This window comes from Allobosea sp. OK403 (assembly GCF_900113835.1).
Lineage (GTDB): Bacteria > Pseudomonadota > Alphaproteobacteria > Rhizobiales > Beijerinckiaceae > Allobosea.
Window position 1 is genome coordinate 26,214 of record NZ_FOQV01000011.1, and the last position, 23,993, is coordinate 50,206.

The following is a 23,993-nucleotide window of genomic DNA, read 5'->3' on the forward strand; positions in this document are numbered from 1 at the left end:
GTTTCGGTCCGGTTTCGGGGGGGCGCTTTGCTGGCGCGCGGTTCCCGCGTCACGAAACTCGTATAGGATTGCCTGGCGTTCAACTGGAGGTCCGCATGGACATGGCGTTTCTCGGAGACCTTCTGACCAGCGTGGCGGATCGCGGCCGGGCGCTGATTGGCTTCGAACGCTTTGCCGGGCGCAACCGGCCGATCGACCGGCTCTGCGAGGATCTGCTGTCGGGGCGCGGCGAAGCCTCGGGCATGGCGCTGGCGCAAGCCGTCCTGAACGCCTGGGAAGGGCTCGATCGGCAGGGCCGGCAGGCCTTCTTCATCATGCTTCAGGAGCGTTTCGGGCCGGATCAGGAGCGATTGGGCAAGGCGATCGAGGCCTATCGCAAGGAGCCCAGCACGGCTGCGATCGCTGCCTTGCATTTCGCCTCCGAACCGCGCCGGCAGGAATTGCTGCGCCGGCTCAACCTCGCGCCCGACGGCACGCATGTTCTGGTGCGGATGCGCGAGGCGCTGTTCGAGGCGATGGAGGCCGAGCCCGAGCTCAAGGCCGTTGATAGCGATTTCCGCCATCTCTTCGGCTCCTGGTTCAATCGCGGCTTCCTGGTCCTGCGCCGGATCGACTGGCGCACGCCCGCCAATGTCCTGGAAAAGATCATCCGCTACGAGGCGGTGCACGAGATCCAGGGCTGGGACGATCTGCGCCGCAGGCTGGAGCCGGCCGACCGGCGCTGCTTCGCCTTCTTCCACCCGCAACTCGTCGACGAGCCGTTGATCTTCGTCGAGGTCGCCCTGACCGGCGCGATCCCGCACAGCATCGGCGAGCTCCTGAGCGGCGAGCGCGAGGTGCTGTCCGCCCAGGCGGCGACGACGGCCGTGTTCTATTCGATCTCGAACTGCCAGGAGGGCCTGCGTGGCATCTCCTTCGGTAATTTCCTGATCAAGCAGGTGGCCGAGGACCTGAAGCGCGAATTGCCGGGGCTCGACACCTTCGTCACGCTCTCGCCGGTGCCGGGTTTCGCGCGCTGGCTCGACGGCATCATCGCCGATCCCGGCGATTTCCATCTGAGCAATGAGGAGCGCTCGGAGCTGGCGCGCCCGGCCAGCGAGACGGGCCTGCTCGACGATCCGGCCAAGGCAAGGCGCGACAAGCTGCTCGGCCAGATGGCGGCGCAATATCTGCTGCGGGCCCGCACGGCCTCGGGACGCGTCATCGATCCCGTGGCGCGCTTCCATCTCGGCAATGGCGCCAGGCTGGAGCGCATCAATGTCGGCGGCAACCTCTCGGCGCGGGGCCTGCGCGAAGCCCATGGCGTGATGGTGAATTATCGCTATGACCTCGGCGATATCGAGACCAATCACGAAGCCTTTGCCACCCGCAACACGGTCGTCGCCTCCTCGAGCGCGCGCAAGCTGCTGCGGCCGGCCGCAAACTGAATTCCGACTGACCGGAAACGCCTGAAAGGACCCGAAATCATGGGCAATCACCTGTTCGACCTCGTCAGGTCGCGTATCCCCGCGCAGGCTGCGCCTTTCGCGACGCTCGATGACGGCCGCAGCTACAGCTATGCCGACATGGTCGCGGTCTCCGCCCGCTTCGCCAATGCGCTGGTCGCACTCGGCGTGAAGCCCGGCGACCGCGTCGCGGTGCAGGTCGAGAAGAGCATCGAGGCCTTGATGCTCTATCTCGGCACGGTGCGTGCGGGCGCGATCTTCCTGCCGCTGAACACCGCCTATACCCCCGCCGAAATCGAGTATTTCCTTGGCGATGCCGAGCCCGCGGTCTTCGTCTGCGATCCCGCCAAGGCCGCCGCGCTGAAGCCTTATGCCGACAAGGCCGGTGCGAAGCTGGAGACGCTCGGCGTCTGGCGCTCAGCCGATGTCTCCGCCGGCACGCTCTCCGACAAGGCTCTGGCTGCGGCGACCGATTTCGCCGATGTCGCGCGCGGGCCCGATGATCTTGCTGCGATCCTCTACACCTCGGGCACGACCGGGCGCTCCAAGGGCGCGATGCTGAGCCATGACAATCTGGCCTCGAACGCGCTCGCTTTGGTCGACTACTGGCGCTTCACCAAGAGCGACGTGCTGCTGCACGCGCTGCCGATCTTCCACACGCATGGGCTCTTCGTCGCCACCAATGTCGTGCTGTTCTCGGGCAGCGCGATGATCCTGCTGCCTAAATTCGATCCCGACCAGGTCTTCAAATATCTGCCCCAGGCGAGCTGCATGATGGGCGTGCCGACCTTCTATGTCCGGCTGCTGCAGGATGCGCGCCTGACCAAGGCGGCGACGCAGCATATGCGCCTCTTCGTCTCCGGCTCGGCCCCCTTGCTCGCCGAGACCCATCGCGAATGGCGCGAGCGCACTGGCCATGCCATCCTCGAGCGCTACGGCATGACCGAGACCAATATGAACACCTCAAACCCCTATGAGGGCGAGCGGGTGGCGGGCACGGTCGGCTTCCCGCTGCCGGGCGTCAGTGCCCGCGTCACCGACCCCGAGACGGCCAAGGTGCTGGGCGCCGACGAGATCGGCATGATCGAGGTCAGGGGCCCCAATGTCTTCAAGGGCTATTGGCGCAACCCGGAGAAGACGGCGGCCGAGTTCCGCGCTGATGGCTTCTTCATCACCGGCGACCTCGGCAAGATCGACCCGGCCGGCTATGTCCACATTGTCGGGCGCGGCAAGGACCTGATCATCACCGGCGGCTACAATGTTTATCCCAAGGAGGTCGAGACCGAGATCGACGAGATGCAGGGCGTGGTCGAAAGCGCCGTCATCGGCTGCCCGCATCCCGATTTCGGCGAGGGCGTCACCGCCGTCGTGGTGGTGAAGCCCGGCGCGACGATCACCGCCGCCTCGATCGCCAAGACGCTGGAGCAGCGCCTGGCCAAGTTCAAATTGCCCAAGCAGGTCTTCATCGTCGACGATCTGCCGCGCAACACCATGGGCAAGGTCCAGAAGAATCTGCTACGCGAGACCTATAAGGACATCTACGCCAGGCAGATGAAGGCGGGGGAGTAGGGCGCTCCGTCATTGCGAGCGTAGCGAAGCAATCCAGAGGCGGCAGCGCTCTACGTCTCCTGGATTGCTTCGCTACGCTCGCAATGACGGCGCGGTTCCCCATCAAGACGACAACGCAGCCTCAAGCCGCGACGCTGGCCCGCAATTCGATCGTCTCGCCATCCCGCGGGATCAGCAGGCGCTCGCTGCCGATGCCGCGCGCCTCTGCGGCCTGCCGCAGGGCGGCGCGGCTGACCGTGGCGTGGTCGAGCGCTTCCATATGGGTCGCGATCACGGTGGCGCGCGGCGCGGCCTCGCAGAGGTCGAGCGTCTGCCCAGCATCCATCACGATCAATGTGCCGTCCCAGAGCGCGCCGCAGGAATGCGTCACGATGATGTCGGGGTCGGTCGCCTTCACGGCGTCGAGCAAGGGCGGGTAGAGCACGCTGTCGCCGCACCAATAGAAGGCGGGCTCGCCCGGCGCCTCCAGGCCGAAGCCCATCACCGGGCCCATCGTCTCGACGACCGCGCCGGTGCCGTGCTGGGCGGGATGCGATTTGAGGATGATCGGGCCGAGCCGGAGATAGCAGTCCAGCGGCGTGATCGCGCGGAAGCCGGCCTTGGCGATGGTCTCCTCGTCGCCGGCGCGGCAGATCAGCGGCAGGTCCTTGGGCAGGCGCTCCTTGGCGACCTCGTCGAAATGGTCGGCATGCAGATGCGAGACGATGACGAGGTCGACCCCGGCGAGGATGTCCTCGATCGGCAGCGGCAGATCGACCATGGGATTGTTCGAGCGGCCGGCGAGGGAGCGCCGGCTGTGGCGCGCCCCGAGATCGGGATCGACGAGGATCGTCCTGCCGGCATAGTTGAGCTTGAGCGCGGCGTTGCGGAGAAGCTGAAGCTGCATTGTCGCTCCTGGTTTCGGTAGTGATGGCGGCATTGTCCCGTCATCGCCTCCCGGCAACCAGTTCGAATTTGTGCGGCTATGGCCACAGATCCGTGAAGTGACGGCAGGCCCTTGGAGGTTCAAAACCGGCTCCAGAGGGGAGAGGATTTCAGCCTGAACCACACCGTCATTGCGAGGAGCAAAGCGACGAAGCAATCCAGGGGCGGCAGAGCTCTACGCCCCCCTGGATTGCTTCGCTGCGCTCGCAATGACGGTCTGGATCGTCTTGCTCTGGATCATTGTTCAGACGCGTTTTCTTCACGCGACCCGGTGCCCACTTCGCTTGAAAACGCTTTATGCCGCGAATTGCCCGTAAGGCACGCTGTTTCGGGCGTTGCGCAGGGCTGTCGCCCACCAGTGCAATTGCGCCAGCATCATTGCCATCGCCTTCTCCGACGGGTCGGCATCCAGGAGCCTGCCCGACGCGTCGAAGCGGCTCCAGACATTGGCGAAGCAGACGCCGTCGCGGATCGTCATGGCGTGGAGCTCGGCGAAGACGAGGCGCAGTTGCTCGACGGCGCGCAGGCCACCCGAGACGCCGCCATAGGAGACGAAGCCGACCGGTTTGCCGCGCCACTCCTCGCCGACCAGATCGATCAGGAACTTCAGGGCGGCGGTATAGCCGCGATTATATTCCGGCGTCGCGATGACGAAGCCGTCGGCATGGCCGATGCGCTGCCTGAGCGCTCGCACGGCATCGTGCTCGCCGCGCGGATGCCGCTCCGGCAGGCCGAGCGCGGCCGGGTCGATGATGTCGAGATCGAAGGGGCCGTCGCCTTCGATCTGCGCTGCGGCCCAGCCGGCGACCTTGTCGCAGAGGCGGCCTTCACGGGTGCTGCCATAGATCAGCGCCAGCTTGATCCTGGGTTCGAGCCTGCGATGCATGGGGATGTGCTCCGGTTTGCGTGTCGGGAGCCAGCTGTATAAGACCTCAACTATAGTTGAGGTCAAGAGCGCAAATGGCGAACGGGCATGCATCTCCCCTGGACGAATTGAGCGTCGGCGAGGTCGCGCGCCGCACCGGGCTCGCCGTCTCCGCGATCCATTTCTATGAGGCGAAGGGTCTGATCCGCAGCCATCGCAGCGCCGGCAATCAGCGGCGCTATCCGCGCGAGGTCTTGCGGCGGGTTTCGATCATCAAGGTGGCGCAGCGCACCGGCATGCCATTGAAGACGATCCGCGAGGCCTTCAAGGCGCTGCCGGCCGAGCGCACGCCGACTGTCGCCGACTGGGCGAAGCTCTCCGCGTCGTGGAAGACGGAGCTGGAGCGGCGCATCGACCGATTGACGCGATTGCGCGACCACCTGACCGACTGCATAGGCTGCGGCTGTCTCTCGGTGAAGGGTTGCCCCTTGCACAATCCCTGGGACAGGCTGGCCGAGCAGGGGGCGGGGCCACGCCTGCTCGATCCGGATTGAGGATTCCCGTCATTCTCGGTCGCCGCATTGCGGCGCGACCCGAGAATCTCCTGAAAGAGATGCTCGGGTCGAGCCCGAGCATGACGTTGTCGGCTGCCGCGCCTCAATCCGCCTTGTGCAGCTTCGCCAACGGAAACCGTGCAACATCGGCCAGAAGCTCGGCAAAACCCTTCGCCTGGAACGCCGCCGTCGCCTTGCCTTTCTCTGCCGTGGCGAGGCTGGCGTCGCCGGCCGCGCCCGAGGCGTGAACGTCCTGCGCCATCCAGGCGAAGGCGTGCAGCCCGGTCGGCCGCAGCCAAGTGTAGCCCTCCGTCGCCATCGCGATCGTCAAGGGCTCGAAGCGCTTGGCCTTGCTCATATCGACGAGGTCTGGCCGGAAATGCAGCATCAGCGAGGTCTCGATATCGCCGGCATGGATGCCGTGATTGGCGTCGAGATCGGCAAAAAGGCCCTGAGGCAGGCCGAAGGCGCGCCAGGCCGTGGTCACGGTGAGCATGCCGAGGCGCACGCGCAATTCGCGCGCGACCACCTTCATCGGGTCGACATTGCCGCCATGCGAGGTGACGATGACGAGCTTGCGCAAGCCGGCGCGCCTGACGCTCTCGCCGATCTCGATCCAGGCGCTGGTCGCGGTCTCCCAGGACAAGGTCAGCGTGCCCGGCGAATGCAGATGCTCGTTCGATTTGCAGATCGCCATGGTCGGCAGCACCAGCACGTCGAGCCCGGCCGGAACGAGCGGCATCGCCTCAGTCAGCATCGCGTTCATGATCGTGGTGTCGACCGAAACAGGCAGATGCGGGCCATGCTGCTCTATCGCCGCTAGCGGCAGGACTGCGACGGTGTCGTCGGCGGACAGCCCCTCGAATTCGGTGGTCTTCAGCTCGCCCCAGAAGCGCGCGGTCATGGTTTCGTCCTTGCAGCCAGTGTCAGGGCGCAATCCTAGGGCATCGGCCCGAAAAGTGGGAACCGGTTTTCGGGGCAAGCCGACGCAAGATCAAAAGACGCCGCTGCCTGGCACCTCAGAGGCTGACCCGCAATAAATCCAGCATATCAAAGGCGTCTCATCGCTCGCCATCACCCGCACCGTCATTCCGGACAAGCCGCGTTAGCGGCGCCGCTCCGGAATCCATCGTAGAGCCAAGCCCATCAAAGGATTGGCCGTCCGATGGATTCCGGATTTCCGCTTTGCTGCGTCCGGAATGACGGCGCGTAGATGATCAAGACAGAGCCAGAGAAATCAGCGGCTTTCATCTCAGTCCAGCCGCTCAGGTTGAGGGCTCGAAGAGATCGAACAGGTGGACCGTCAAAGCCGGTTGATGTCGGCATTCTCGAGGATGGGCTTGGGCGCTCCGTCCCTTGCCACTTTGAGCATTGCCTTGCCGATCTGCTCGGTCGTGGTGATGGAATCAGGCAACCAGCGCTGCAGCAAGGGCAGCAGCGGCGCGGTCAGGTCGTAGATCACGCGATACAGCCTGGTCTTCGAGCGGATGCCGTGCAGCGGCTGGATCGCGCCCGGGCGGAACATGTAGGAGGCCCTGAAAGGCAGGCGCATGATGGCGTTTTCGGTCGCGCCCTTTACCCGCGCCCACATCCAGCGGCCTTTTTCGCTGCTGTCGGTACTGGCGCCCGAGACATAGACGAACACCATCGTCGGATTGAGCCGCACCAGCGTCCGGGCCGCGGCGAGCGTGATGTCATAGGTGATGCGGCGGTAATCGGCCTCGCTCATCCCCGCTGATGCGATGCCGAGGCAGAAGAAGCAGGCGTCGAAGCCCGTGAGCTGCGGTTCGATCGCGGCGTAATCCGTCAGATCGGCGTGAACGATCTCGCGCAGCCTGGCATGGCTCTGCCCGGTCGCGCTGCGGCCGATGGTGACGACCTCGCCCACGCCGGGATCGAGCAGGCATTCGCGCATCACGCCTTGCCCGACCATGCCGGTCGCGCCGAAGATCAGGATTCGCATCGATGATCACCTTCCGCGGCCACAGGTCCGGCCGAGTGCGCGGGGCCGGCGCGTCAAGGCTTGGAGATGGGTGTGGCCGCGGTATTGGCAAAGGGCGAGCCGGTCGATTGTTCAGCGATGTCCCAAAGCCGTGCTGCCACGGCGGGATCGTTGGCTTCGCCGACGATGGCCGCGGGGGCGGGAAGGCCTCTGACCTCGCGCAGGCCGTCAGGCCCGTAATAGCCGGCTTTGGCGACGTCGGCGGCCGTTGCCGCATAGAGCGTCGGCAGGGCGCCGGCGGCGGTCGATTGGCTGTGCAGTGGCGCCAGCAGCGGAACAAGCAGCCAGAGCAGTCCCGAAACACCACGGCGGCCATGGGCCGGGCCATTTGCGATCAGGTCGCTGGTCGCCCAGCCGGGATGGGCGGCGAGGCTGGTCAGGCCCCAGCCGTGGCGGTCGCTGCGACGCTGCAGCTCCAGCGCGAAGATCAGCATGGCGAGCTTCGACTGACAGTAGGCCTTCCACGGGCGGTAACGCCGCTCACCCTGCAGGTCGTCGAAATCGATCCGGCCACGGCGATGGGCGAGGCTGCTGAGCTGGACGATGCGCGCGGCGCTGCTCCGGCGCAGAAGCGGCAGCAGATGGCCGGTCAAGGCGAAGGCGCCGAGAAAATTCGTGCCGAACTGCATCTCGTAGCCCTCAGTGGTGGTCTTGCGGGTTCGCAGGGCCATCACGCCGGCATTGTTGACCAGGATGTCGAGCCGATCATGCCGCGCGGCGAAGGCGCTGGCGAAAGCCGCCACCGAGGCGAGGCTTGCCAGGTCGAGCTGCATGAAGGAGACGTGCGCGCCTGCCACGGCTGCTGCGATGCGGGCGCACGCATCCTCGCCCTTGATGGGGTCGCGACCGGCGAGGACGACCGCGATGCCGGCGCGCGCCAGTCCCAATGCGGTCTCGAAGCCGAGCCCGCCCGTACCTGTGACGATAGCGAGCTTGCCTGTATGCGGCGGGGCGTCCGTGGCGGCCACAGCTATTCCGCCGCCTCCGAGGCCTTCGTCTCCGTGGTTTTGGCCTCCCAGTCCAGCAGCTTGCCCGGGTTCATCAGCCCATAGGGGTCGGCGAGGCGCTTGAACTCCGGCTGCGGCGCGTCGGTGCGCTTCCAGCCGGCATTGTTCAGGACCCATGTATGCGGGTTCGAGGCCTGGATGCCGGCCTCTTCGGCCAGGCGCATGATCTCGTATAGGCGCTCCGCCGTGCTGAAGCGCACCAGCGGCAGGCTGGAATGATAGACCTTGCCCTGCCGGCGCTGGAATTCGATGTGGAAGATCACGTCGTCGCGGAAGGCCTCCTCGGCCCAATCGAGCAGTTCGAGATTGCGGCCGGGTGGAAAGCGAAGCTGCAGATAGGTGATCGTCGGATCGAGCTTGAGCGCGTGCAGCGTGGTGTGGTTCCAAGTGTATTCGTAGAGCGGGCCGGGCGCGCCTTTCTCTCGATGTTCGCCGAAGGCGGCAGCCCTTGCAGCCTGCGCCCCGCGCGCAAAGGTCACGATGCCGCCCATCTCGGCGATCAGCCGGTCGAGTTCATCGCCTTGCGGCTCCGACACCATCAGGATAGCGAAGGCCTTGTTCTCGCCGAGATAAGGCCCGAGGCGCTTGAGATAGGGCGCGATTGCCGGGGCGTGGATGCTGACGAGCTTCTTGGCGATGCCGTCGCATTCGGTGAAGGTCTGGCCGAAGGCGGCGGCGGCCTTCAGGCTGTCGAAGGTCGCGATCCGCTCGGCCCAGGCATGGGCCGGCGCGAGCGGCACCTCGACCTCGGTGATGATGCCGTTGACGCCATAGGCGTGCATCACCTTGAGGATCTCCTTGCCGCGCAATTCGATCAGGCGCGGCTCGGGCTCGACCGTCATGACCTCGAGCGCGATCACCGCGCCGAGATTGTCGATCTGGCCCCATGTGCAGGAGCCGGCGCCGGCAGCGCCGCCCGCGACGAAGCCGCCCAGCGTCGCCTGCGCCCGCGTCGAGGGATGCATGCGCAGCTCCTGACCGAGGGGAGCCAGCGCCTTGTCGATATCGAGCAGGTTTGCGCCAGCCTCGAAGCGGCCGGCGCCGAGCGTGGTCGAGACGACGCGGTTGAGCCGGGTCAGGTTCATCACCACGCCGCCCTCCAGCGGCACGGCCTGGCCGTAATTGCCGGTGCCGCCGCCGCGCACCGTCAGGGGCACGCGATGGCGCGCGCAGGCCGAGGCGATGCGGGCGACCTCCGCCTTGTCGCTGGGCAGGATGATCAGCTCGGCCTGCTTGCCCTCGAGATCGGGCTTCAACACCGGCGAGAACCAGAAGAAGTCGCGGCTATGCATGCGTAAGCTCGGCGCGTCCTGATAAATGGTCAGATCGGCGAGTTCGGCGCGCAGCGCAGCGAGGGCAGGGCGGGTCATGGCAGGGCGGGTCATGGCGGGGCTGGTCATCGCATGTCCGGCGCGCTGAGATAATGGGTGAGGGTGAGATAGCGCTTCATGCCTAGGGTCTCCGCCAGCCGGATGGAAGCCGTGTTCTCTTCGGCGACCTGATAGCGCGCAACATGGCCGCGACGCTGCAATTCCGCCAGCGCCGTGTGGACGACGCGGTAGGCCAGGCCTTTGCCGCGCTCTACGGGCTGCGTGAAGACGCCTCCAACCTCCCAGACCGGGCCGTCGATCTGGAAGGCAAAGCACGCCGATAGAGGCCTGGGGCCGTCCCTGAGCACGCAGATGAAGGCGCGCCCGCTTTCGATGAGAGGGCCCAGCCACGCGGCGCTGTGGCCTTGCGCCGCCAGCATCTCGAACGGCGTCTCGGCCGTGGTCGTCTCGATCTCTGCCTCCGCACCGGGCGGGGCCGTGGCTGATGCGGTGTAGGACAGGAAGGCGGTGCGCCGTTCCAGGGGAAATTCCTCCGCGACGACAAGCCGATCGGCCTGGCTCGTCAGCTTGAAGACCAGGGTCTCCCGCCGTGGCACGAAAGCCAGCAGATCCCGTGTGAGTTTGGGGCTGTTGCTGGCGATGAGGGCCGACGCGCTGGCTGCTGGATAGGTCTCGCGATCGAAATCGCTGAAGCGATGGTCGAGCAGCAGCACTGTCGCCGCATCATCGCCCCGGACGATCTGATGAACGGTCGCGGCCTGCGGGGAGGCGAGCAGAAATTTCAGGAGGACGACATTGTCGAGGGGCGCCCGCCTGAGCACCGCGAGCACGGTATCCGAGATGGCGTGTTCGGAGCGCATTGCGCCAGCCTAGCCGGAACCGCCTGCCGGGGAAGTCCGCTGCCTGCATCCATGGAGCGCGCGGCGTTTCTGCCTGCGGCCTGGGCAATTGCACGTTCTCTGTGCGCAAGCCTGTTGCTCCGCATTTCCTGCTTGCCGTCGCCCATGGCATGTATGTTGCTGGCCCGCGACCAAGGCGCAGCTGCATGAAAGCGTTATCCAGGAGGTCTCCAGCATGATGATGAAGTATCGCATCAACCGGCGCGCGGCGCTGGGCCTCATCGGCGGCTCGGCCGCCTCCGTTCTGGTGCCGGTGCCCGGCAGCAAGGTCAGCGCCCAGACCCTCGACAAGGTCTCCTACCAGACCAATTGGCGCGCCCAGGCCGAGCATGGCGGCTTCTATCTCGCCGTCACCAACGGCATCTACAAGAAATACGGCATCGACGCCGATATCCGCCCCGGCGGACCGCAGCAGAACCCCTCGCAGCTCCTGCTCGGCGGGCGCGTCGACATGATCATGTCGAACTCCTTCGAGGCGATCCGCTACGCCCAGGAGAACATCCCCTTCCTCTGCATCGCCTCGATCTTCCAGAAGGACCCGCAGGTCCTGATCTCGCATCCCGGCCAGGGCAATGACACGCTGGCTGCGCTGAAGGGCAAGCCGATCCTGGTCGGCGCTGCCGGGCGCACCAGCTACTGGCCCTTCCTGAAGGCGAAGTTCGGCTACACCGACGAGCAGATCAGGCCCTACACCTTCAACATGGCGCCCTTCCTGGCCGACAAGACCATCTCGCAGCAGGGCTTCCTGTCGTCCGAGCCCTTCGCCATCCAGAAGGGTGGGGTGAACCCGGTGGTGCATCTCATCGCCGATGCCGGCTTCGAAAACTACAACACCACGATCAACATCTCGCAGAAGATGGTCGCGGAGAAGAAGGACCTGGTCCAGCGCTTCGTCACCGCCTCGCTGGAGGGCTGGGCCGAATACATGAAGGCCGGGCCGAGCGCGGCGGCCGCCAACGCCCAGATCCTGAAGGACAATCCCGACATGGATCAGGAGAAGATCGACTACGCCGTCAAGGTCATGAACGAGAAGGGCATCGTGCTCTCCGGCGACGCGCTGACGCTGGGCATCGGCGCCATGACCGATGCGCGCTGGGCCAGCTTCTACAAGACCATGACGGAGGCGGGCGTCTTCCCGCCCGGCGTCGATATCAAGAAGGCCTACAGCCTGGAGTTCGTCAACAAGGGCGTGGGCAAGGCGTAATGCCTTGTCATTCCAGGGCAGCGCGCAGCGCTGAACCCGGAACCCACGACCGGGTGAGGCCCCGGTCGGGCACAATGAACAACGCTCGCCCAGTCGTGGGTTCCGGGTTCAAGCCAATGGCTTGCCCCGGAATGACGAAGCAGGGCGCCAATCAACGGATCATCAGGCTTTGGACACAGCCTATCTGAGCACACCCCATGCCGTCCGCAGCAGCGACGCGAAGCCGCTCGTCTGCGTGCGCCATGTTTCGAAACAGTTCGCCAACGGCACGCTCGCCGTGCGCGACGTCAACCTGCATCTGGGCGCCGGCGAGTTCATCAGCTTGCTCGGCCCGTCGGGCTGCGGGAAATCGACCCTGCTGCGGATGATCGCCGGGCTGGGCGCGCCCTCGACCGGCACGATCGAATGGCCGACGACCAGCCATGACGCCTCGGGCGAGCCCGAGCGCGATCTCGGCTTCGTCTTCCAGGACCCGACCTTGATGCCCTGGGCGACCGCGCTCGCCAACGTCATGATGCCCTTGACGCTGAAAGGCGTCCGCAAGCGCGAGGCGCAAGAGCGCGCCGCCGAGATGCTGGCGCTGGTCGGGCTCAAGGGCTTTGAGAAATCCTATCCGCGCGAGCTCTCCGGCGGCATGAGGATGCGTGTCTCGATCGCGCGCGGGCTCGTGCTGCGGCCAAAGATCCTGCTGATGGACGAGCCTTTCGCTGCGCTCGACGAGATCACCCGCCACCGCCTCAATGACGACCTGCTCGAACTCTGGTGGAAGGAGAAGTTCACCGCCGTCTTCGTCACCCATTCGGTCTTCGAGTCGGTCTATCTGTCGAAGCGCATCGTGGTGATGGCGGCGCGTCCCGGCCGGGTCATGGCCGATCTCGATGTCGACGCGCCCTATCCACGCGACGATCTCTTCCGCACCTCGCCGGAATACGCCCATCTCTGCCGCGTCGTCTCCGGCAAGCTCAAGGAAGCGATCGGCTCATGAGCGCGCCATCCCTCGAGACAGCCCTGCCGCCCCCCGCCCATGACGGCACAGACGCCGAAGCCCTCCCCGTCTTCGCGACGGAGCCGCGCATCCTTGGCCTGCCGGCCAGCGCCTGGCCGCGCCTCCTGGCGCCGATCGTCATCGGCGTGCTGGCGCTTGGCCTGTGGGAGTTGCTGGTCCGCTGGAAGGAGATTCCGCCCTATGTCCTGCCCGGGCCGCTCTTGATCGGCCAGACGCTGATCGCCGATTGGGGCACGCTTTCGGGTTCGCTCTGGATCACACTGCGCATCACCTTCATGGCGCTGGCGGCGGCCGTCATCGTCGGTGTGGCGCTGGCTGTGCTGTTCACCCAGTCGAAATGGCTGGAGATGTCGCTGCTGCCCTATGCGGTGATCCTGCAGGTGACGCCGATCGTGGCGATCGCGCCGCTGATCATCATCTGGGCCGGAGACATCAACCTCTCGCTCCTGATCTGCGCCTGGATCGTCGCCTTCTTCCCGATCCTGTCGAACACCATCCTCGGGCTGAATTCGGCCGATCACAACCTGATCAACCTGTTCCAGCTCTATGGGGCGACGCGCTGGCAGACGCTGCGCCATCTCAGATTGCCGGCCGCGCTGCCCTATTTCCTCGCCGGGCTGAAGATTTCAGGCGGCCTGGCGCTGATCGGGGCGGTCGTCGCTGAATTCGTCGCCGGCACGGGCGGCAGCTCGTCTGGCCTCGCCTATCGCATCCTGGAGGCGGGCTATCAGCTCAAGATCCCGCGCGTTTTTGCTGCGCTGATCATGATCTCACTGTCGGGGATAGCGATCTTCCTCGCGACGAGCTGGATCTCGCATCTCCTGCTGCGGCGTTGGCATGAGAGCGCGCTGAAACGGGAGAATTGAGGCCCCTGTCGTCATTGCGAGGAGACGCAGCCAGCCCGAGCCTAGGAGCGCCGCCACGTCATGGTCGGGCTTGTCCCGACCATCCACGTCTTCGTGCGGCAAGGGCGGTGTTCAAGACGTGGATGCTCGCCACAAGGGCGAGCATGACGGTGGTACGCCAAAGAGCAGTGGTGTGAGATGACCTCAGCAACAGACCGCAGAACCAAGTCCCCGCAGCCCTCGCGCTATGACATCGCCGGGCTGAAGGCCGATCTCGACGGCGTACCGTTGATCGACGAGCCGCAGGTGGTGCGCAAGCGCTCGCGCGATTTCTTCTGGTATTCGCCGATCCTGAACCAGGAGCTGGCCGACAAATCCGCCGACATCATCGCCTGCCCGCGCGACGAGGACGAGGTGGTGCGGGTCGCTGCGGCCTGCGTGAAACGGCGCATCCCGCTGACGGTCCGCGCGGCGGGCACCGGCAATTACGGCCAGGCTGTGCCGCTAGAAGGCGGTGTTCTGCTCGACGTCACGGCGCTGAGCGGCATCGCCTGGCAAAAGCCGGGCGTGGTCAGGGTCGCCGCCGGCTCGCGCCTGCTCGATATCGACCTGGCGACGCGCGAAGCGGGTTTCGAGCTGCGCATGCACCCCTCGACCAAGCGCTCGGCCACGATCGGCGGGTTCGTTGCCGGCGGCTCGGGCGGCGTCGGCTCGGTCACCTATGGCGGCCTGCGCGAGCCCGGCAATATCCTGGCCGCGCGCATCGTCACGATGGAGGAGGAGCCGCGCATCCTCGAACTGCGCGACGACGCGGCCCAGAAGGTCAATCGCGCCTATGGTACGACCGGCATCATCACGGCGCTGGAAATGCCGCTCGCTCCGGCCTGGCCCTGGATCGACGTCATCGTCGCCTTCGACGACTATATGGACGCCTTCCAGGCAGGCTACGCCGTCGCGCTCGCCGACGGCGTGGTCAAGAAGCTGGTGACGCCGATCTCATGGCCGATCCCGGCGACATTCGGCGCGCTGAAGCAGCATTGCCCCGAGGGCAAAAGCATCCTGATCTGCATGATCGCCGAAGCCTCGCTCGGGCCGTTCAAGGCGATCATCGGCCAGCGCGGCGTGGTGACTTATGAGGCGCCCTCGGAGGAGGGGCCGGGCACGGTGCCGCTCTATGAATACACGTGGAACCACACCACGCTGCAATGGCTGAAGGGCGACCGCTCGATCACCTATCTGCAATGCATGTTCCCGCATGACCGGCTGCTCGAGAGCGCGGCCGAGATGATCGCGCGTTTTCCCGACGAGGTTCTGGCGCATCACGAATTCATCCGCTTCGGCGGGCGCATGACGGCGAGCGCGCTGCCTATCCTGCGCTATTCGACACCCGAACGCCTGAACGAGATCATCGCCCTGCATGAGGAGGCGGGCGTGATGATCGCCAATCCGCATGTGGTCTCGCTTGAGGCTGGCAGCCGGCACAAGCGCGCCGATGCCGACCAGCTCGGCTTCAAGCGCGAGGTCGATCCGCTCGGCCTGCTCAACCCCGGCAAGATGGCGAGCTATGTCGCCGCGGGAGCGGTTTAGAGCATTGCGCGAAAAAGTGGGCATCGGTTTTTCGCGAGAGCAATGCTGTTTGGGGGGATTTTAGCTTGAACCACACCGTCATTGCGAGGAGCAAAGCGACGAAGCAATCCAGGCGCGGCCGAGCTCGACGCCCCCTGGATTGCTTCGCTGCGCTCGCAATGACGGCTTGGATGGGATTGAAATCCAGCTAAGCGAAATAGGCGAGCTTCTTGTCGGCGTGCAGCGCGTCGATGTCGCGCAGATCGGCTTCCGAGGTGGCTGGGGGGACGGCGGGAGCGGGAGGCGGCGCCTCGTCAGGCACGTCAATATATTCGAAATCGACATCGTCGTGGATGAGGGAGTTCACCTGATACTTGAGCTCGCTCGTCGGCCGCGCGGAGACCTTGCGCGGCGCGGCCACGACCGAGGTCGGAGCCTCGTCGATCTCGATGATCTCGATGTCGTCATAGGCGCCTAGCGGCGCAGCGTCCCGCAGGCTGAGCCCGCGCGCCGGTTGGGCCGGCCCTGCGTCGCCTTCGCCCTGCGCGCCCTCGCAGAACGCCCGCAGGCTGCTGTCGAGCATGGCGATCGTGTCGGCGATCTTGCCGATCTGCTGGGCCGTGCCGTCGATGCTGGCGGTCGCGGCGTTGATCTCGGTGGCGCGCCGGTCGAGCATGTCGCAGAGGGCCTCGTCCGCGCCGGTCTCGCGCAGACCCCAGGCCGCCTCCTGCACGCTTTCGACCGCGGCGGCGATGCTGCCGGAGGCGGCCTCGATGCGCGCTGCCAGGCCCGACGACGGCTCCTGGCTGCGCCCGCTGATCCGTTCGAGGTCGAGCCTGAGATCGGTGATCAGCGCGGCGGCCTCGCGCAGGCTGGGCTCGGGCGGCGCGGGCTGGGCACTGATGCCGACGACGCGCTCGATCCGGCCGATGGCGGTGAGGAGCTGGGCCGTGTCGGCCTGACGGTTGCGTTTGGCGAATTCGGCCATGAACCAGCGTCCGCGCGCCGTCTCCATGACGGCAGCCGCGATGGCCTCGTAGTCGGTTTCGCTCAGCGGCGTCAGCGAACGCGCCTCACCCATGACCAACCTGTTCGTGAAGGACTGGCCGAATCGCCATTCGTCAGTCGAAATGCACCATCTCCAACCGTGCCCCCGTATTGCTTAAGGAAGTGCTGCCGGCGCCATGCGATCGGGCTTGAAAATGGCGCTGCTTCCGCAGGGTGGGGTCGGGCCGCGACTGTCGCTGATGCATGCGCTGAATTTCCTCGGCGTCGGCATCTACGTGCCGTTCTTTCCGATCTGGCTCGCCTCCAGAGGGCTCGGCGACGTCGCCATCAGCGTCGTCCTGACGATTCCGATCCTGATGCGCGTCGTCGCTACGTCATGGGTCACAGGGCTCGCCGACAGCCGCCTTCCGCCAGTCCTGCTGCTGGCCGCGCTCAACGGGCTCGCGGCGCTGCTCTATCTCGCCTTGCTGCCGGCGCATGGCGTCTGGCTGATCGGCTTGACCATGGCGCTCAATGCCGCCGCCATCTCCGGCGTCGTGCCATTGGCCGACGTGCTGACGACGGCGCAGATCAAAGCGGGCGCCGCGATCGACTATGGCCGGGTCAGGCTATGGGGCTCGGTCAGCTTCTTTGCGGCGAACCTGCTCGGTGGCTACCTGATCGCCCACCTCGGAGCCGGCATCATTCCGCTCGCTTTGGCCGCGAGCACAGGCCTGGCGGCGCTTGCGGCGCTCGCGGCCCCCGCGCCGCCGCCGCGCGCCAGGCCGGCGCAGGAAGCGAGCCCCGCTCCGGCCGGCTTCAGCCCGGCCTTCCGGCTGGCGCTGGTCGCCATCGCCTGCGTGAACGCGACGCATGCCGCGCTCTACGCCTTCGGCTCGCTGCACTGGCGCAGCCTCGGTTTCAGCGACACCATCATCGGCGGCCTCTGGGCCGTGAGCGTCGTGGCGGAGGTGGCGTTGTTCCTGTTCGCCGGCGGTATCGTCGCGCGCGGCACGGCCGGCTTCGCCTGGATCGCGGCGGGCGCTGTCGCCGCCATCATCCGATTCGGCGTCATGGCGCTCGATCCCGGGCTCGGCGTCACGCTGCTGCTGCAATTGCTGCACGGCCTGACCTTCGGTTGCGCCCATCTCGGCGCGCTGGCGGTCCTCTCCGCATTGGCGCCCGAGGGGCGGCGCGCCGCCGCCCAGGGCGGCCTCGTGGCGCTGACTGCGCTCGCCAGCGCCGCGATGACGATTCTGTCGGGCTATCTCTACCAGCGTCATGGTTCGCTGGCGTTTCTCGCCATGGTTCCGCTGGCGCTGGTCGGTCTCGTCCTGCTCCTGCTTGCAAAGCGCAATCTGCCCGGCGATACAGGCAGCAGGGGCAAATCGACCGGACGGGCGCTGCGGGCAGGTCGCGAGACCGCTCCAGCGAAGGGTTTGACTTAAAGACATGGCGAGCCTCGACACCGCCGAACCGCAAGCCGTCTTCCGCGACGATGCCGGCACGCTTGCCGTCGCGCTCGCGGGTTCGTGGAGCGCCGACCGCGCGCCGCGGGTCGAGGCGCTGATCGCGGAGATCGGCGGACGCATCGGCAAAGGCGCGTCGTCCCGGCTCGATCTCTCGGCCGTGACGCGGCTCGACACGATGGGCGCCTATGTCCTCAACCGGCTGAAACTGCAGCAGGAGGCCAAGGGCGCGGCCGTCGACATCGTCAGCGACCGGCCCGAACATGGAATCCTGCTCGCTGAGGTCGCGGTCAGAGATCACGAGATGCCGGCGCAGCCCGGCCATTTCGGCGTCGTCAGCGTATTGGTCGATATCGGCGCGGCGGTCGTCAGCTTCGGGCGCGACATGGTCGGTGGTGCGATGTTCCTCGGCGAGGTCGTGGTCGGCTCGATCGGCGTCGTGCTCGGTCCGCGCAAGTTTCGCGGGCCCTCGCTGGTCAACCAGATCGAGCTGATCGCCTTCAACGGCGCGCCGATCATCATGCTGATCTCGTTCCTGGTCGGCTGCATCGTCGCCCAGCAGGGCATTTTCCAGCTCCAGCAATTCGGCGCGACCGTCTTCGTCGTGAACCTGACCGGCATCCTGATCCTGCGCGAACTCTCGGTGCTGCTGACCTCGATCATGATCGCCGGCCGTTCGGGCTCCGCCTTCACCGCCGAGATCGGCTCGATGAAGATGCGCGAGGAGATCGATGCGCTGCGCGTGATGGGGCTCGATCCCATCGAAGTCCTCGTCGTACCGCGCATCCTGGCGCTGATCATCTCGCTGCCGATCCTGACCTTCCTGTCGTCGATGTCGGGTTTGACCGGCGCGGCGCTCGTCACATGGCTCTATGGCGGCATCGGCATCGACACCTTCCTGGCCCGGCTGCAATCGGTCATCACCTGGAAGCATTTCGCGGTCGGCCTCATCAAGGCCCCTTTCATGGCCTTCGTCATCGGTCTGATTGCCTCGATCGAGGGCCTGGCGGTTCAGGGCTCAGCCGAGTCGCTCGGCCGGCAGGTCACGGCCTCGGTGGTGAAGGCGATCTTCATGGTCATCGTCGTCGACGGTCTCTTCGCCATGTTTTTTGCATCTATCGCGTTTTGAGGATCGTAACCCGGCCATGAACGAGCGATCGGCCGAGCCAGGCGAGCAGGGGCGCGCGCGGGACGTGACGTCTGACGGCGGGACGGAGGTGGGCCCCCCGGAGGCCATCCGCGTGCGTGATCTCAAGGTCGCCTTCGGCGACAAGGTGATCATGGACGGTCTCGACCTTGACGTGATGCGCGGCGAGATTCTGGGCTTCGTCGGCGGGTCGGGCCAGGGCAAATCGGTGCTGACGCGCACCATCCTGGGCCTGGTGCGCAAGTCGCGCGGTACGATCGAGGTGCTGGGGGACGATGTCGATGGGCTCGACCCGGTGCAGCGCCGCGCCCTGGAGCGCCGCTTTGGCGTGATGTTCCAGCATGGCGCCTTGTTCTCGGCCTTGAGCGTCAAGCAGAACATCCAGGTGCCGATGCGCGAATATCTCAAGCTGTCGCCGGCCCTGCTCGATGAGCTGGCGATGGTGAAGCTGGATCTCGTTGGCCTGAAGCCCGACGCCGCCGACAAGGCGCCCTCCGAGCTCTCCGGCGGCATGATCAAGCGCGCGGCGCTGGCGCGGGCGCTGGCGCTCGATCCGGAGATCGTCTTCTTGGACGAGCCGACATCGGGGCTCGATCCGATCGGCGCCGCCGAGTTCGACGAGCTGATCGTGACGCTGAAGCAGACTTTGGGGCTGACCGTCTTCATGGTAACCCACGATCTCGACAGCCTCTATTCGGCTTGCGACAGAATCGCGGCGCTCGCGGACAAACGGGTCGTTGCGGTCGGCACGCTTGCGACCATGCTGGCGTCGGATCACCCTTGGGTGAAGGCCTATTTTGGTGGTGAGCGGGCGAGGGCGCGTCTGCCGGCGGGTATGCAGGAATGAAGCGCTAGACAATGGAATCGCGGGCAAATTACGCGCTGGTCGGGCTGTTCACGCTTGCGGTCCTCGCAGCGGCGTTCGGCTTCATCTACTGGTTCAACAGCGGCGGCGCCGGCCGGCGGCAGGATGTGCGCGTCATTTTCAGCGGCACGGTGACCGGGCTCGGGCGCGGCTCCAGCGTGCTCTTCAACGGCCTGCGGGTCGGTGAGGTGACGCGAATCGAATTGCTGCCGGATGATCCGCGTCGCATCTATGCGGTGATCCAGGTCGACAACACGACGCCGCTGCGTGTCGACACCCGCGCCCGCATCGAGGCGCAGGGGCTTGCCGGCGTCGTCGCGGTGCAGTTGCTCGGCGGCGAGCCGAACTCGCCTGTCCTGCAGGCGCAGCCCGGCCAGCAATTGCCGACCATCATCGCCGAGCGCTCGGAATTCCAGGACATCCTCGAGACCGTCCGCACCATCGCCAAGCGCGCCGACGAGGTGCTCGGCAGCGTCGAGGGGCTGGTCAAGGACAATGCCGGCTCGATCAGCAACACCGTCAAGAATGTCGAGCGCTTCTCGGCCGCGCTCGGCGACAATTCCGATGGTGTCGACAAGCTGATGAAGAGCTTTGGCCAGATCGCCGAGACGATCTCGCCACTCGCCCTGAAGCTCGGCACGCTGAGCGAGGAACTCACCCAGATCGTGCGCTCGGTCGACCAGAAGAAGGTCACCAACATCGTCGACAATGTCGACAGGTTCACCGCGGCGCTGGGCGGCTCCAGCGAGGATGTCGGCAAGGCGGTCAAGGACGTCGCCTCGATCACCGAAAAGCTCAACAAGGCCGCCGATCAGGTCGAAGGCGTGCTCAAGGGCGCGCAGGCCTTCCTGAACACGGCCGCCGGGCCGGACGGCAAGAGCGCCTTCACCGATATCGGCGAGGCGGCGCGGTCGATCCGCGTCCTGGCCGACAATCTCGACAAGCGCACCGCCGAGATCACCGCCGGCATCAGCCGCTTCACCGGCCCGGGCCTGCGCGACATCGAGACGCTCGCCAGCGACGGCAAGCGCACGCTGACCGATCTCAACCGGACGCTGCGCAATATCGAGCGCAATCCGCAGCAATTCATCTTCGGCGGCAAGCCGCCGCTTCCTCAATATGGTGGGTCGCGCTAGCCTCATGACGATGTCGATCCCGCCTGCGCGCTCGCGGCCCGCCCGTCTCGATCACATCGCATTCGGACGGTTCCGTCCGAATGCGAAAAACGTGATCGATTCTAGAAGCTTGGAGCATTGCTCCAGCGAAAAACCGGTTCCCACTTTTTCGCGCAATGCTCTTGCCGTCCCGACGATGCTGCTCGCTGCGGTACTGATGCTCGCCGGCTGCGGCGGCGGATCCACGCCGACGACCTATGATCTCTCGGCACCGCGCGATTTCGGCCGCATCGCTGGCTCGCGCGTCTTCCTTGTCGTCGCCGAGCCGACGACGGTGCAGGCGCTCGATTCCGACCGCCTCATCGTCAAGGACGCATCGGGCGCGCTCTCCTTCCTCGGCGGCGCGCAATGGGCCGACAGCGTGCCGAAACTGGTGCAGACGCGCCTCATCCAGACCTTCGAGAACGGCAATCGCCTCGGTTCCGTCGCGCGCCCCGGCGGGCGCATCGTGCCCGACGCCCAGCTCAACACCGATATCCGCAGCTTCAACATCGACACTGCGAGCGGGGCTGCCGTCGTCGAGATCACAGCCAAGCTGGTGGGCGACCGCTCCGGCAAGGTGCAGCGCGCGCGCCTGTTCACGGCCCGCGTGCCGGCCGCTGCGGGCGATGGCGGCGCAGCCGCGCAGGCGCTCGACCGGGCGCTGTCGCAGGTGCTTATCGAGATCGTGCGCTGGGCGCGGTGAGCCCGCGCCCAGCAACGGGTTCGCTATGCTGAGTTGATTCGATCCATGCTCTTTGTGCCATCGCGGATTTGCGGCGATTGGCGTTAGAGCGTTTTCGAGAGAAGTCGACACCGGTTCGCGTGAAGAAACCGCATTAAGACAAAGAGCTGGAGCTGTTCAACGATCAAATTGTATTGGGAACCGCTCTAGGAGGCTGCTGATCAATTCTTCGAGGACATCGGCGCGCTCGCCATGACGCTTGCAAAACTTTTCACGAGCCGGCTGCACAACTTGCTTGAGCCCTGGCAATCTGCGGCTCGGAAGGTGCGCCTGCGGGATTTCGATCTGACACCGGACGACGTGCTGTCGATCGCGCATCTGCGGCCCGAAGCGCCTCATCGCTGCAAACATCCTCTCTGCGGCCATTTGATTGCCGATGCGCGTCGATTCCATCAACGCAACGCGCCTCGACCGGGTTTCAGGCGCCGGTTCGTGCCGACCGCAATGCTGCTGGACTTGGCCCGCTATCCGACGTCGGACGCCTATATGCGCGCCGTCTCGAAGCGCTCCCATGGCAATATCGCCAGGGCAGCCAGGAAAGCAGCCCGCCTCGGCATCAACTGCGCGCCCATTCAACTGGAAAGCTATGCGGCGAGCATGGCGGCCATCTCCGAGTCGAAGCGTTTCCGATCCGGTGGGCCGGTCCTGTCCGCCTGGTTCGGCGCCGGGTCCAAGCGCGTCGACACGCGGGACGCTCCCGCGGCGCCGGCCTGCCCCTCGCATTGGACCTTGGCATGGGGCGCCTTCGTCCAGGAATCGGCGGGTCCGAGGCTGGTCGCATATCTCTCGCTGAGACGCGTAGGCGACATGTGCCGCACGCACGAACTCATGTGCCATGGCGACTATCTGCAAGCCGGAGCCATGAAACGTCTGTTCCTCGAGGTGGCTCGCTGGCTGATGGATCGGCAAGCTCCTGAAGTCCAGTGCCTGCGTTGGTACATGTACGGCGCCATGGAACATGGCTCGCGCGGTTTGCATGAATGGAAGCGGCTGATGTGCTTTGAGCCCGCCAACCTCACATTTGCGAGTCCGCCGGATAGTTGAGCGCGGCTTTGGTCCAGCAAGGTCGAGCACGCATGCGTGTTCATGGCTCGCGTGCCGGCGAGCGCCGGAGATGGCGGCACGGCCGCGCAGGGGCTTGGCAGAGCGCTGTTGCAGGTGCTGATCGAGATCATGCGCTGGGCGTGGTGAGCCGCCAGCACGTCGGGACTCTACCGGCGCGTCGTCGCGTTGGGGTCGCGTCCCGGATCGCGGGCGCGCGCCGCCGTCAGAAGCAGCCACATCAAATGGCCCATCTGCCGCTCATTGACCTTGGCCGTATCGGTCTGGTGGACGACGACGAGATCGTTCACCGGGTCGATGATGATGAACTGTCCATAATTCCCATCGGCCCAGAAGCCGCCGGGAGACAGGTTCATGACCGCGACGCGCCGGTCAGGGAAACCGGTCCACCACATATAGCCGTAGCCGGACCGAAGATAGGTTTGCGACGAGGCGGTCGTGCTCTCCTTGACCCATGATGGCGAGATCAGGGCCCTGTCGCGCCAGCGCCCGGAACGCAGATAGAGCAGGCCGAACCGCGCCAGATCCCGCGCGCTCATATGGAACGGATAGGCGGGATGCAGCGAAGCCTCGCCCCTGATGTAGCGACCGTCGCGCGGCCGATAATCCTGCATGCCGATGGGATTGCCGATGCGTTGCTGGAACATCTCGAAGATCGACGCGCCGACAGCGCGTTCGTAGATCGTTCCAAGGACGTTGAAGTCCCAGTTGTTGTAGTACCAGAACGCGCCTGGTGGATGGCTTCCCCGAACGGGGCGGCGCGCGACCTGGCTCGGCATCTCGGCAAGGGCGGGTCGATAGATGCCCGACCGGGACTGCAGCAACTGTCGAACCGTCGCCTGTTTCTCGACCTCGGTGAGGACGGGCGGAACATCATCGATGCCAAGCGAACCCAGCGTGGTGTCGAGCTCGATCTTGCCCTCCGCCACGGCAATGCCGATCAGGGCGCTCAGAAGGCTCTTGCGCACCGAGTATAATTGCAGCCGGCGGCCGATATCGCCCCAGCTCTCGATGATGCGGCCATGCTGCACGACGATGCAGCTCGCCGTGCCGATGGAGAGTGAATAGGCCTGTGCCTGGGCCAGGATGTCCGTATCCCACCCCGCCTGCTCGGGTGCTGTGCGATCCCACTCGCTCCCCGGCCAGTCATCGAGATGGGACAACGGCGCGGCGCGAAGCGGAGAGCCGCGTAATGTCAGACAGGCGAGGGGCAGTGCCAGAAGGCTGCGGCGGTTGACTGACACGAGGTCGTTCTCCAGCGAGTTCGTCCAATAGGCCGCGAACGCGACGCTGCGCTCAAACGAAAAAGGCCGCCCCCCGGGGCGGCCTTTGGCTTTCGTCCGTCCG

The 23,993-nt window shown here is 65.8% G+C and carries 22 protein-coding genes; 13 read left to right on the forward strand and 9 right to left on the reverse strand.

Annotated elements, in window-relative coordinates; genetic code table 11:
* Positions 1 to 95 precede the first annotated feature (95 nt).
* Together BMZ97_RS25475 and BMZ97_RS25480 are read left to right on the forward strand one after the other, a co-directional pair.
* Entirely contained in the window at positions 96 to 1,427 is a 1,332-nt protein-coding gene (locus BMZ97_RS25475; RefSeq protein ID WP_092176522.1) for a malonyl-CoA decarboxylase, read from the forward strand.
* Positions 1,428 to 1,466: 39 nt separating this feature from the next.
* Complete coding sequence (locus BMZ97_RS25480; protein ID WP_092176525.1) at positions 1,467 to 3,014, forward strand: malonate--CoA ligase; 1,548 nt, start codon at positions 1,467 to 1,469, stop codon at positions 3,012 to 3,014.
* Between the two features lie 121 nt (positions 3,015 to 3,135).
* On the opposite strand, the gene BMZ97_RS25485 is transcribed toward BMZ97_RS25480, so the two are convergent.
* Entirely contained in the window at positions 3,136 to 3,900 is a 765-nt protein-coding gene (locus tag BMZ97_RS25485) for an MBL fold metallo-hydrolase (protein WP_092176528.1), read from the reverse strand.
* A gap of 333 nt (positions 3,901 to 4,233) precedes the next feature.
* The gene (locus BMZ97_RS25490; RefSeq protein WP_092176530.1) at positions 4,234 to 4,824 is read right to left on the reverse strand and encodes an NADPH-dependent FMN reductase; all 591 of its coding nucleotides are present in this window, start codon (positions 4,822 to 4,824) and stop codon (positions 4,234 to 4,236) included.
* A 74-nt stretch (positions 4,825 to 4,898) separates the two neighbouring features.
* Between BMZ97_RS25490 and soxR the strand changes: the two genes are divergently transcribed.
* Positions 4,899 to 5,357: a redox-sensitive transcriptional activator SoxR gene (gene soxR, locus BMZ97_RS25495; protein WP_092176533.1), complete on the forward strand. Its 459-nt coding sequence runs from the start codon at positions 4,899 to 4,901 to the stop codon at positions 5,355 to 5,357.
* A 103-nt stretch (positions 5,358 to 5,460) separates the two neighbouring features.
* Here the strand turns inward: soxR and BMZ97_RS25500 are convergent, their stop codons facing one another.
* The 5 genes from BMZ97_RS25500 to BMZ97_RS25520 all read right to left on the reverse strand — a co-directional run bounded on the left by BMZ97_RS25500 (position 5,461) and on the right by BMZ97_RS25520 (position 10,557).
* The gene (locus BMZ97_RS25500) at positions 5,461 to 6,261 is read right to left on the reverse strand and encodes a creatininase family protein (RefSeq protein WP_092176535.1); all 801 of its coding nucleotides are present in this window, start codon (positions 6,259 to 6,261) and stop codon (positions 5,461 to 5,463) included.
* 399 nt (positions 6,262 to 6,660) lie between these two features.
* Positions 6,661 to 7,320, reverse strand: coding sequence for an NAD-dependent epimerase/dehydratase family protein (locus BMZ97_RS25505; protein WP_092176538.1), 660 nt, complete (start codon positions 7,318 to 7,320; stop codon positions 6,661 to 6,663).
* A gap of 53 nt (positions 7,321 to 7,373) precedes the next feature.
* A complete protein-coding gene (locus BMZ97_RS25510; RefSeq protein ID WP_175525739.1) occupies positions 7,374 to 8,327 on the reverse strand; it encodes an oxidoreductase in 954 nt (317 codons plus the stop codon).
* A gap of 2 nt (positions 8,328 to 8,329) precedes the next feature.
* Positions 8,330 to 9,736, reverse strand: a complete 1,407-nt coding sequence (locus BMZ97_RS25515; protein WP_092176824.1) for an FAD-binding oxidoreductase — start codon at positions 9,734 to 9,736, stop codon at positions 8,330 to 8,332.
* Positions 9,737 to 9,762: 26 nt separating this feature from the next.
* On the reverse strand, positions 9,763 to 10,557 hold the full coding sequence (locus BMZ97_RS25520; protein ID WP_092176543.1) for a GNAT family N-acetyltransferase: 795 nt from the start codon (positions 10,555 to 10,557) through the stop codon (positions 9,763 to 9,765).
* 214 nt (positions 10,558 to 10,771) lie between these two features.
* On the opposite strand from BMZ97_RS25520, the gene BMZ97_RS25525 reads away from it, so the two are divergent.
* From BMZ97_RS25525 to BMZ97_RS25540, 4 genes are all read left to right on the forward strand, one after another.
* On the forward strand, positions 10,772 to 11,800 hold the full coding sequence (locus BMZ97_RS25525) for an ABC transporter substrate-binding protein (protein WP_092176546.1): 1,029 nt from the start codon (positions 10,772 to 10,774) through the stop codon (positions 11,798 to 11,800).
* 169 nt (positions 11,801 to 11,969) lie between these two features.
* Positions 11,970 to 12,785, forward strand: a complete 816-nt coding sequence (locus BMZ97_RS25530) for an ABC transporter ATP-binding protein (RefSeq protein ID WP_244546596.1) — start codon at positions 11,970 to 11,972, stop codon at positions 12,783 to 12,785.
* A complete protein-coding gene (locus BMZ97_RS25535; RefSeq protein ID WP_092176549.1) occupies positions 12,782 to 13,672 on the forward strand; it encodes an ABC transporter permease in 891 nt (296 codons plus the stop codon). Before BMZ97_RS25530 ends, BMZ97_RS25535 begins: the two co-directional genes overlap by 4 nt.
* A gap of 177 nt (positions 13,673 to 13,849) precedes the next feature.
* The gene (locus tag BMZ97_RS25540; protein ID WP_092176551.1) at positions 13,850 to 15,238 is read left to right on the forward strand and encodes an FAD-binding oxidoreductase; all 1,389 of its coding nucleotides are present in this window, start codon (positions 13,850 to 13,852) and stop codon (positions 15,236 to 15,238) included.
* Positions 15,239 to 15,425: 187 nt separating this feature from the next.
* Here the strand turns inward: BMZ97_RS25540 and BMZ97_RS25545 are convergent, their stop codons facing one another.
* Positions 15,426 to 16,298 carry a hypothetical protein gene (locus BMZ97_RS25545; RefSeq protein ID WP_092176554.1) on the reverse strand — a complete coding sequence of 291 codons (873 nt, stop codon included), beginning with the start codon at positions 16,296 to 16,298 and terminating at the stop codon, positions 15,426 to 15,428.
* 121 nt (positions 16,299 to 16,419) lie between these two features.
* On the opposite strand from BMZ97_RS25545, the gene BMZ97_RS25550 reads away from it, so the two are divergent.
* The 6 genes from BMZ97_RS25550 (at position 16,420) to BMZ97_RS25575 (ending at position 22,628) form a co-directional block, all read left to right on the forward strand.
* Positions 16,420 to 17,652: an MFS transporter gene (locus tag BMZ97_RS25550; protein WP_175525740.1), complete on the forward strand. Its 1,233-nt coding sequence runs from the start codon at positions 16,420 to 16,422 to the stop codon at positions 17,650 to 17,652.
* Between the two features lie 4 nt (positions 17,653 to 17,656).
* Positions 17,657 to 18,802 carry an MlaE family ABC transporter permease gene (locus BMZ97_RS25555; protein WP_092176559.1) on the forward strand — a complete coding sequence of 382 codons (1,146 nt, stop codon included), beginning with the start codon at positions 17,657 to 17,659 and terminating at the stop codon, positions 18,800 to 18,802.
* A gap of 151 nt (positions 18,803 to 18,953) precedes the next feature.
* The gene (locus BMZ97_RS25560; RefSeq protein ID WP_244546597.1) at positions 18,954 to 19,667 is read left to right on the forward strand and encodes an ABC transporter ATP-binding protein; all 714 of its coding nucleotides are present in this window, start codon (positions 18,954 to 18,956) and stop codon (positions 19,665 to 19,667) included.
* Between the two features lie 11 nt (positions 19,668 to 19,678).
* Positions 19,679 to 20,821 carry an MlaD family protein gene (locus BMZ97_RS25565; RefSeq protein ID WP_092176564.1) on the forward strand — a complete coding sequence of 381 codons (1,143 nt, stop codon included), beginning with the start codon at positions 19,679 to 19,681 and terminating at the stop codon, positions 20,819 to 20,821.
* A 175-nt stretch (positions 20,822 to 20,996) separates the two neighbouring features.
* Positions 20,997 to 21,545 (forward strand): ABC-type transport auxiliary lipoprotein family protein, encoded by a 549-nt coding sequence (locus BMZ97_RS25570; protein ID WP_092176832.1) that lies wholly within the window; start codon positions 20,997 to 20,999, stop codon positions 21,543 to 21,545.
* A gap of 231 nt (positions 21,546 to 21,776) precedes the next feature.
* Complete coding sequence (locus tag BMZ97_RS25575) at positions 21,777 to 22,628, forward strand: hypothetical protein (protein WP_092176567.1); 852 nt, start codon at positions 21,777 to 21,779, stop codon at positions 22,626 to 22,628.
* A 167-nt stretch (positions 22,629 to 22,795) separates the two neighbouring features.
* Here the strand turns inward: BMZ97_RS25575 and BMZ97_RS25580 are convergent, their stop codons facing one another.
* Positions 22,796 to 23,890 (reverse strand): serine hydrolase domain-containing protein, encoded by a 1,095-nt coding sequence (locus BMZ97_RS25580; protein ID WP_210188330.1) that lies wholly within the window; start codon positions 23,888 to 23,890, stop codon positions 22,796 to 22,798.
* Positions 23,891 to 23,993 lie beyond the last annotated feature (103 nt).

Excerpts from the sequence above, each read along its gene's own strand:
- BMZ97_RS25475 (WP_092176522.1), top strand. The coding sequence starts at position 96 with ATGGACATGGCGTTTCTCGGAGACCTTCTGACCAGCGTGGCGGATCGC.
- BMZ97_RS25480 (WP_092176525.1), top strand. The coding sequence starts at position 1,467 with ATGGGCAATCACCTGTTCGACCTCGTCAGGTCGCGTATCCCCGCGCAG.
- BMZ97_RS25485 (WP_092176528.1), bottom strand. The coding sequence starts at position 3,900 with ATGCAGCTTCAGCTTCTCCGCAACGCCGCGCTCAAGCTCAACTATGCC.
- BMZ97_RS25490 (WP_092176530.1), bottom strand. The coding sequence starts at position 4,824 with ATGCATCGCAGGCTCGAACCCAGGATCAAGCTGGCGCTGATCTATGGC.
- soxR (WP_092176533.1), top strand. The coding sequence starts at position 4,899 with ATGGCGAACGGGCATGCATCTCCCCTGGACGAATTGAGCGTCGGCGAG.
- BMZ97_RS25500 (WP_092176535.1), bottom strand. The coding sequence starts at position 6,261 with ATGACCGCGCGCTTCTGGGGCGAGCTGAAGACCACCGAATTCGAGGGG.
- BMZ97_RS25505 (WP_092176538.1), bottom strand. The coding sequence starts at position 7,320 with ATGCGAATCCTGATCTTCGGCGCGACCGGCATGGTCGGGCAAGGCGTG.
- BMZ97_RS25515 (WP_092176824.1), bottom strand. The coding sequence starts at position 9,736 with ATGACCCGCCCTGCCCTCGCTGCGCTGCGCGCCGAACTCGCCGATCTG.
- BMZ97_RS25520 (WP_092176543.1), bottom strand. The coding sequence starts at position 10,557 with ATGCGCTCCGAACACGCCATCTCGGATACCGTGCTCGCGGTGCTCAGG.
- BMZ97_RS25525 (WP_092176546.1), top strand. The coding sequence starts at position 10,772 with ATGATGATGAAGTATCGCATCAACCGGCGCGCGGCGCTGGGCCTCATC.
- BMZ97_RS25535 (WP_092176549.1), top strand. The coding sequence starts at position 12,782 with ATGAGCGCGCCATCCCTCGAGACAGCCCTGCCGCCCCCCGCCCATGAC.
- BMZ97_RS25540 (WP_092176551.1), top strand. The coding sequence starts at position 13,850 with ATGACCTCAGCAACAGACCGCAGAACCAAGTCCCCGCAGCCCTCGCGC.
- BMZ97_RS25545 (WP_092176554.1), bottom strand. The coding sequence starts at position 16,298 with ATGGGTGAGGCGCGTTCGCTGACGCCGCTGAGCGAAACCGACTACGAG.
- BMZ97_RS25550 (WP_175525740.1), top strand. The coding sequence starts at position 16,420 with ATGGCGCTGCTTCCGCAGGGTGGGGTCGGGCCGCGACTGTCGCTGATG.
- BMZ97_RS25555 (WP_092176559.1), top strand. The coding sequence starts at position 17,657 with ATGGCGAGCCTCGACACCGCCGAACCGCAAGCCGTCTTCCGCGACGAT.
- BMZ97_RS25560 (WP_244546597.1), top strand. The coding sequence starts at position 18,954 with ATGGACGGTCTCGACCTTGACGTGATGCGCGGCGAGATTCTGGGCTTC.
- BMZ97_RS25565 (WP_092176564.1), top strand. The coding sequence starts at position 19,679 with ATGGAATCGCGGGCAAATTACGCGCTGGTCGGGCTGTTCACGCTTGCG.
- BMZ97_RS25570 (WP_092176832.1), top strand. The coding sequence starts at position 20,997 with ATGCTGCTCGCTGCGGTACTGATGCTCGCCGGCTGCGGCGGCGGATCC.
- BMZ97_RS25575 (WP_092176567.1), top strand. The coding sequence starts at position 21,777 with ATGACGCTTGCAAAACTTTTCACGAGCCGGCTGCACAACTTGCTTGAG.